Consider the following 7,131-nt stretch of genomic DNA (forward strand, 5'->3'; position numbering starts at 1 on the left):
AGAAATGAATAATAAACTTTAATATAACTAGTAAAGACATTGTCTTAGAAAATATTGTATTCTTGAATGTTATCTTATTTTTTACCTGTGATAAGATATTCGTTTAATAAATTCATTGCTAGCCATCCTCCCATTTGATTGTTTGTTAGAATAGAATAGCCCATACCATTCTCATAAAAGACTAGATTGCTAATAAAACCTCTGCTAGTACTACCACTATGTCCAAAACTGTAGCCTAATTCTGTTTTTTCTATTCTAACACCTAATCCCCAATTTGTACCATCTGTTCTTTCGGAATGAATTTTAAACATTTCATTATATGTTTTTTTCGTTAATCCTTTTTTTTGCATAAGTGCTATAGCAAATTCTGCTAATGCTTCACTCGTAGTTTGTAATGAATAAGAAACCATTGGTCTTTGAGTCATAAAGATAGGACTTGGCTCATAATTTTTATGTCCATTTGCTCCATATTGATTAATGATGTCATTTTTTTCAAAATACATATCGGTAATTTGTAGTGGACTTAAAACTTCTTCTTGTAAAATAATAGCCATATTTTTAGAAGTAATGAATTCTATAACTTCTTTTAAATATTCATAAGCTTTACCTGAATAATTGTATTTTGTTCCAGGATCAAAGAGAAGTTTAAATTTACCATTTTCATTTTTTTTAGGCCAATTAGCCATTCCAGATTGATGGCTTAAAACATGTCTGGCTGTTAAGAGTTTATATCTTTCATCTTCAATTTCATTGGAAGGAAAATATTCATAAAGAGGTTTGTCTATATCAATTACTCCTCTTTCATATAATCTCATTACAGCAAAGGCAAAAATAAGTTTCGTTATTGAACCCGCTTCAAAGAGTGTTTTAGAACTTACAGGGTTTTGTGTTTCTATGTTTGTTACACCATAATTTTGGGTGTAAACTATTTTATTGTCTTTAATAATACTAATTGAAGTACCAGGGATTTCAAAAAACTGCATTCTTTTTAAAATAAAGTCGTCCACTTTTTGAAAATCAAGTTTTTGTGAGGTTTCTAAAAAACCTTTTTGTTCTAATTGTTTAGGCCAGCCAATTGTGTCTAAAGGGAATTTTATTTCCGATGCTATTTTTTTATCAACAATTAGTTCTTTTGGAAATTTATTATCATCTATTCTAATATAATTTTCACCCATCCAATGATAATTTTGCAAAAGTGTAATATTGTATTTACCATATGGTAATTTGCTTTCAAATGTTCCTAAAGAATCTATTTCTTTGACAAAATGTGTTTTAGAATTTGTAGTTGACGTTATGATTATTTTTTTAGGATATCCTTTTATTAATTCATTCTTCCAAATAAAGCGACCTTTAATTTTTATGCTATCGTTAAGGTCATTTTTTAGTATACTATCTTCATATTTTATTTCGATTCCATCTTGTATAGCGTGTATCTTATAGTTCTTTAAAAGAGTTTCTTTACTGATTTGATGGATACTACATTTGTATCCTTTTACATTTATTTTTTTATCTTTTTTTAATAATTGACCATTAAAAATGATAGTTTTTTCATTTTCTAAAAAAGTAGCAACACCTTTTCCTTTAAATTTGTTATCTCTAAAATTAATGATGATATTATCTCCATATAATTCTAAATTTTGATTTTTAGAATTCCATATTATTTCAGAACAATAAAAATATCCTGTAGGTAAATTAAATTTATCTTGTTGATATGTAAAACCATAAGTTGAATATAGAAATAGTAATAAATAAATTAGAAAGGTTCTTATAGATAAAAGCATAGTAATTATTTTAGGATTATTTGGTAAAAAAGGTAGCTAATTATAAATATTTTTTCTCAAAAATAAATAATTTAAAATAAATAATTTAAAATAAATATTTTGGATTTAATGTTTTGATTAAGAAAAGTAACCTTTTGTTAACTTAAAAATTGGAAGAATTAAAAAGGAACTCATTTACAATTTTGATTAGGGTATGTTTCAGCTTTTTTGGTGTGTCTAAATCACTTTGATTGGTAATTATTGAGATTCCTATGTTGTGTTTTGGTAAAATGTATAACCAATTTTGAGTTCCAAAACCACCTCCATGAATACAAAAATAATTACCATATACTTTATCGTGTTTTAAAGGGAAATAATACGCAATTTGTGTATTCTCATTAGAAAATAAAACACGATGAGATTCTTGAACAATTGTATCGTTGGAATTAAGTTGCCATTTGATGTAACGCATTAAATCTGGTAAAGTTGTTTTAACACCACCTTCAGCACCAAATAGAGACACTTCATGTGGTACAAGTTTGCCCGTCATACCATAACCATTTGCCAAGAAAGGCTTTTCATCGGCTGAAAGGGTAATTTTTGTATGTTGCATTTGGAGCTTTTTTTCAAAAAAATTAGAGAAAATTTGTTCAAAAGGTATTTGGTAACTTGTTTCTAAAATTGCTGCAACGAGTTCGGCATCTACGTTTGAGTAATCATAAAATTGACCAGGAATTGTGTCTAATTTAACATCATGTAAGTCGGAGAAAAAATTAGTTTTGGTATAATCTTTTTGAATGGCATACATTTTAAAAGGCAAATCTTCATTGAAATTGTTTACTAATGGTTCTATTTTTTTGGGTAAGAAAGTAGGCATCCTACTAGTATGAGTTACTAAATGTTTCACTTTTATAGGATTTTTTTTGTATTGAAAGTTAGGATATTTTTCTGGTAAGTAAGTTTGTATCTCTTCTTCTAAATTAATTTTCCCTTCTAGGACAGCATTAGCCATAAGAATACCAGTAAAGGTTTTGCTTACTGAAGCAATTTCATAAATTGTTTGATTGGTAGGAATCGTATTTTTTTCCTTATCTAAACTTCCATAATGAGAAATGTACTGCTTCCCATTGAGAAATACACCTATAGAAACTGCCTTAATTTTGGGATCCGATAATAACGAATCAACATGTTTGTTAATGATTAATGGTATCGAATCTTTTTGTGTAATATTCTTGTTTTTTTGTTGGCATGCCATAGTAAATAAGTAAAGTAATAAAAGTATTTTCCGTTTCATAACTCTTTTTTTAGTTCTTTTCTATTATTAAAGACGAAAACTAAGTTGAAACAGTTGGTTGCTTTAGAAATTTTTTATTATTCCGAAAGCTTAATGTTTTCAAAACTATTGATGGCAATTTTTCTTTCGGTTCCCCAATGATAATTTCCCATATTGCCATTGTTTTGTATTACCCGATGACAAGGAATTAAATAGGCAATAGGGTTTTTCCCAATTGCAGTTCCTACTGCTCTTATTGCTTTTGGGTTGTTTATCATTTGTGCAACATCTTGATAGGCAAGAAGATTCGATGAAGGAATATGAAGTAATGCTTTCCACACTTGAATTTGAAAAGGAGTTCCTACTAAGTCTAAGCAAATAGGAGTGCTGGGCATTTTCCAATTATTGAAATAGTTTTGTACCAAAATACCATTTTTAGATAATTCATTTATAAATTGAGCCTTAGTGTATTCCGATTTCATTTTTTTAATATTTTCTTGATCAAAAGAGATGGAACTAATGCCTTTTTGAGTTTCTATAAGAAAAGCATCACCGAAGGGAGTTGAAATAGTTCCGGTATAAAAAGTAACATTTTCGCCTCTTTTTTTAAATTCTCCGGGCGTACAAGCTTCAATTTTTAGAAATAAATCATGTAATCTATTATTACCTGTTAACCCCACATCAAAAGCGGTTTCAATTGTAGATTGTCCTTTTCGTAAGGCTTCTTTTGCCTTTTCTAAAGTAATATATTGTAAATAATCTTTAGGACTGATACCCACCCATTTTCGGAAGACTCTTTGAAAGTGAAATTTACTTAGATGAACATGATTTGCCATCTCATCTAATGAAGGTTGTTCCGTTTGTCGCGAATTAATAAATTGTATCGCTTTAGCTATAATCTCGAAATGATAGTTTGTTTCCATATATCAAAATTCGATTAATTTTAAATTTAAATCAATCCGAATGTTGCTTTTATAACTCTTTTTGCTAATTATAAATTTAGTAGACCAAGCCTTATTTTATTACTATATCATATTTTGCTAATAAACCAGATAAACCTTCTTGGGAAAATTTAGCTTTTTTTATTTTATTTACTTCTGGATCAAGAACATAGTTGTAACTTGTTGTAAAATCGGCTTTGTTCAAAGTAGTTTGTATAAATACAGTGCGTCTTAAATCGCAATTATCAAATACTGCTTCAGTTAAATCAGTTTGCATAAAATCTGCTGCGACTAAGCTACAACCAGTAAACTGCATTTTTTTTAGTTTTAGAGCATAAAATTTGGCATAATCTAAAAGACAGTCTGTAAAATTGAAATCATAAATAACTTGGTCAGTCATGGCAAAATTAACATTTGTAAAATCACATTTTTGGAAAGCGACACCTCGTAAGGAAACATAATTAATTTTTGTATCGTTAAAATTACATTCTATAAAAGTACAATCAACAAAATAGACACTTGTAAAAAAGCAATTTGTAAAATCACAATTTACAAATTGACAATTTTCATATTCTTTAAATTTAATATCATCTTCTTGGAAGACAACCGCTTCAAAGCGCTGATCTTGAAAAAAATCGTTAGCCATGAGTTATTTGTTCTTTTTTCTTTTGGCAGCTTTTTTTGCTTCGGCTGCTCTGTTTCTTGGTGCTGTTTTTCTAGGTTTCGTTTTACTTGGCCCACCTAAATTTACTTTTTTATTTTTGTCCTTTTTTTCATGGAAAGCTGCTCCTTTGTTTTCTTGGTTTATTTTTTTTCCAATAGATTTGAACCTGCGTTTATCTTTTTCAAATTCTAATTTTTTCTCTTCAATTAGGACAGCTTCCGGAAAATCAATAACATCGATTTCCATGTCCATCAGCATTTCTACTGCTAATAATTGTTCTTCTTCATAAGGAGCTACTAAACTTATGGCTACACCTTCTTTATCAGCACGACCAGTTCGACCAATTCTGTGAATATATTGTTCGGGAATTTCTGAAAATTGTAAGTTGAAAACATGAGTAATATCTGAAATATCTAAACCTCTTGCCATGACATCTGTGGTAATAATACCTCTTATTTCAGAATTTTGAAAATTTGCCATGGTGGTCAAACGATAGTTCTGTGATTTATTAGAATGAATTACACCAAATTGGCCTGGAAATTCTTCTTCTAAAATTTCAAAAGCAACGTCTACAATTCGTTTGTTATTCACAAAAAGTAAAACTCTTTCGGTCGTTTCATCTGTTGCTAAAAGATGTTTTACCAAATTCATTTTCGTCAGAAAATTGGGTACTTGATATACTTCTTGTTTAATTTGTTCCAATGGTGTTCCGCTAGGCGCTAAGGATACTTCTTCTGGGAATTCAAAAAACTCATCTAAAACATCATCTACATCTTCAGTCATGGTGGCAGAAAACATAATATTTTGTCGTTTGTTTTTCATCATCGATAGAATTGAAGTCAATTGTATGCGAAAACCTAAGTTCAGAATTTCATCAAATTCATCAATCACTAATTTCTGTAATGCATCAAATCGTAAAACACCATCTAAAGCTAGATCCATGGTTCTTCCTGGAGTACCAACTAAAATATCAACTCCTTGTGCTAAGTCTTTTCTTTGGGTATTGATATTAACACCACCATAAATACCAAGTGTTCGAACCGACATAAACTGAGTTAGTTTTTCTACTTCTTCCACTACTTGAACTACAAGTTCTCTGGTAGGAACTAAAATTACAACTCGTGGAGATTCTGTATTTTGGAATTTCCATTGTTTTAAAATAGGTAGTAAATAGGCAAATGTTTTCCCTGTACCTGTTTGCGCAATTCCCATCATGTCTCTTCCTGAAAGGATCACTGAAAAGGATTTTTCTTGAATGGGTGTTGGGTTAACAAAGCCCAATTCATCTAAAGCTTTTTGTAGTGATTTTGGTAAATCGAAATCTAGGAATGTCTTCATCGCTATTGTAATTTTGGCAAAGGTACGTAATCTATTTTTATTGATTTATAGCTTTTCTTTTTCGAATACAATACAATTGAAAAAAGGTAAAAAATAAAAGTATGATGCAGTGTCAAATGTTTTGTGTAACATTGATTACAACCACAATGGGAAAGATTTAGTAATTTTACAATAAAAAAGAAATGAATGAAAAGTTTTCTAATTTAATCCATCAAAACGAATTGGTTTTAGTTGATTTCTATGCCGAATGGTGTGGTCCTTGTAAAACAATGTCTCCAATTTTACAAGAAGCCAAAGCCATTTTAAAAGATGAGGTGCGAATTATAAAAATTAATGTAGATCAATATCAGGATTTAGCAACAGAATTTAGTGTAAGAGGAGTGCCAACCTTATTGTTGTTTAAGCAAGGAAAAATGTTATGGAGACAATCTGGAGTAGTTTCTTCTCAAGATTTGGTACGAATTATAAAAGAATACCAAATGTAGTAATTTTTTGTATTTTTGATTTTCAGAATAATAGTAGTAATAAATTTAAATAAAGATAAATGAAACGAAACATAGGCATTGTTTTTATGTTGTTTTTTATAGCAACTTCTTGTGTGAAATCGCAAACCGACAAGGTTCAAGTAGTAAATACTACTATTTTTGAAGAGAAAATGAAAGAAAAAGAGGTACAACTAGTAGATGTGAGAACTCCAGAAGAATTTGCTAGCGGACATTTACCAAATGCTGTAAATATAAATGTTAATGCTACTGATTTTGAAACAAAAGTAGCTAGTTTAGATAAAGGGAAACCTGTTTTAGTCTATTGCAAATCGGGAGGAAGAAGCGGAAGAGCTTGTGGTCAATTAGAAGAAATGGGATTTACTAATATTATCGATTTAGATGGAGGGATAACAGATTGGAAAGCGAGTGGCAAACCTATTGAATAATAAATAGAAATAATGATAAAAAAAGCCGACCATTTGGTCGGCTTTTGTATTTTAGAAATTTGGTGATAAATTATATTTTTTATAAAAAGTATCTAAAGCTTCAAGTACTTCGTCTTCATTATCCACAATAGTAAATAAATCTAAATCTCCAGGACTAATATTATGAAATTTTTCTAATAAGGTTGCTTTCACCCAATCCATCAATCCAGTCCAAAATTCGGTAC

Annotated in this window: 7 protein-coding genes and 1 pseudogene; 2 read left to right on the forward strand and 6 right to left on the reverse strand. The window is 29.5% G+C overall.

The window, feature by feature from the left end; genetic code table 11:
- Nucleotides 1-74: 74 nt before the first annotated feature.
- The 5 genes from CX675_RS09500 to CX675_RS09520 all read right to left on the reverse strand — a co-directional run bounded on the left by CX675_RS09500 (nt 75) and on the right by CX675_RS09520 (nt 5,976).
- Entirely contained in the window at nt 75-1,781 is a 1,707-nt protein-coding gene (locus CX675_RS09500) for a serine hydrolase (RefSeq protein ID WP_130735001.1), read from the reverse strand.
- A 142-nt stretch (nt 1,782-1,923) separates the two neighbouring features.
- Complete coding sequence (locus tag CX675_RS09505; protein ID WP_130735002.1) at nt 1,924-3,054, reverse strand: serine hydrolase; 1,131 nt, start codon at nt 3,052-3,054, stop codon at nt 1,924-1,926.
- Nucleotides 3,055-3,131: 77 nt separating this feature from the next.
- Nucleotides 3,132-3,956: a methylated-DNA--[protein]-cysteine S-methyltransferase gene (locus tag CX675_RS09510; RefSeq protein ID WP_130735003.1), complete on the reverse strand. Its 825-nt coding sequence runs from the start codon at nt 3,954-3,956 to the stop codon at nt 3,132-3,134.
- A 91-nt stretch (nt 3,957-4,047) separates the two neighbouring features.
- Nucleotides 4,048-4,620: a pentapeptide repeat-containing protein gene (locus CX675_RS09515; protein ID WP_130735004.1), complete on the reverse strand. Its 573-nt coding sequence runs from the start codon at nt 4,618-4,620 to the stop codon at nt 4,048-4,050.
- Nucleotides 4,621-4,623: 3 nt separating this feature from the next.
- The gene (locus CX675_RS09520; protein WP_130735005.1) at nt 4,624-5,976 is read right to left on the reverse strand and encodes a DEAD/DEAH box helicase; all 1,353 of its coding nucleotides are present in this window, start codon (nt 5,974-5,976) and stop codon (nt 4,624-4,626) included.
- 182 nt (nt 5,977-6,158) lie between these two features.
- Between CX675_RS09520 and trxA the strand changes: the two genes are divergently transcribed.
- Both trxA and CX675_RS09530 read left to right on the forward strand, forming a co-directional pair.
- Entirely contained in the window at nt 6,159-6,461 is a 303-nt protein-coding gene (gene trxA, locus CX675_RS09525) for a thioredoxin (protein ID WP_130735006.1), read from the forward strand.
- A 59-nt stretch (nt 6,462-6,520) separates the two neighbouring features.
- Complete coding sequence (locus CX675_RS09530; RefSeq protein WP_130735007.1) at nt 6,521-6,907, forward strand: rhodanese-like domain-containing protein; 387 nt, start codon at nt 6,521-6,523, stop codon at nt 6,905-6,907.
- A 51-nt stretch (nt 6,908-6,958) separates the two neighbouring features.
- On the opposite strand, the pseudogene CX675_RS20130 reads toward CX675_RS09530, so the two are convergent.
- A pseudogene (locus CX675_RS20130) lies at nt 6,959-7,131 on the reverse strand (TIGR00730 family Rossman fold protein); the annotation flags it as partial.

The organism is Flavobacterium sp. J27 (assembly GCF_004303025.1).
In the GTDB taxonomy this organism is placed as follows: domain Bacteria; phylum Bacteroidota; class Bacteroidia; order Flavobacteriales; family Flavobacteriaceae; genus Flavobacterium.

What these genes read in the sequence shown, in the direction of transcription:
- CX675_RS09500 (WP_130735001.1), bottom strand. Translation starts at nt 1,781, where the DNA reads ATGCTTTTATCTATAAGAACCTTTCTAATTTATTTATTACTATTTCTA.
- CX675_RS09505 (WP_130735002.1), bottom strand. Translation starts at nt 3,054, where the DNA reads ATGAAACGGAAAATACTTTTATTACTTTACTTATTTACTATGGCATGC.
- CX675_RS09510 (WP_130735003.1), bottom strand. Translation starts at nt 3,956, where the DNA reads ATGGAAACAAACTATCATTTCGAGATTATAGCTAAAGCGATACAATTT.
- CX675_RS09515 (WP_130735004.1), bottom strand. Translation starts at nt 4,620, where the DNA reads ATGGCTAACGATTTTTTTCAAGATCAGCGCTTTGAAGCGGTTGTCTTC.
- CX675_RS09520 (WP_130735005.1), bottom strand. Translation starts at nt 5,976, where the DNA reads ATGAAGACATTCCTAGATTTCGATTTACCAAAATCACTACAAAAAGCT.
- trxA (WP_130735006.1), top strand. Translation starts at nt 6,159, where the DNA reads ATGAATGAAAAGTTTTCTAATTTAATCCATCAAAACGAATTGGTTTTA.
- CX675_RS09530 (WP_130735007.1), top strand. Translation starts at nt 6,521, where the DNA reads ATGAAACGAAACATAGGCATTGTTTTTATGTTGTTTTTTATAGCAACT.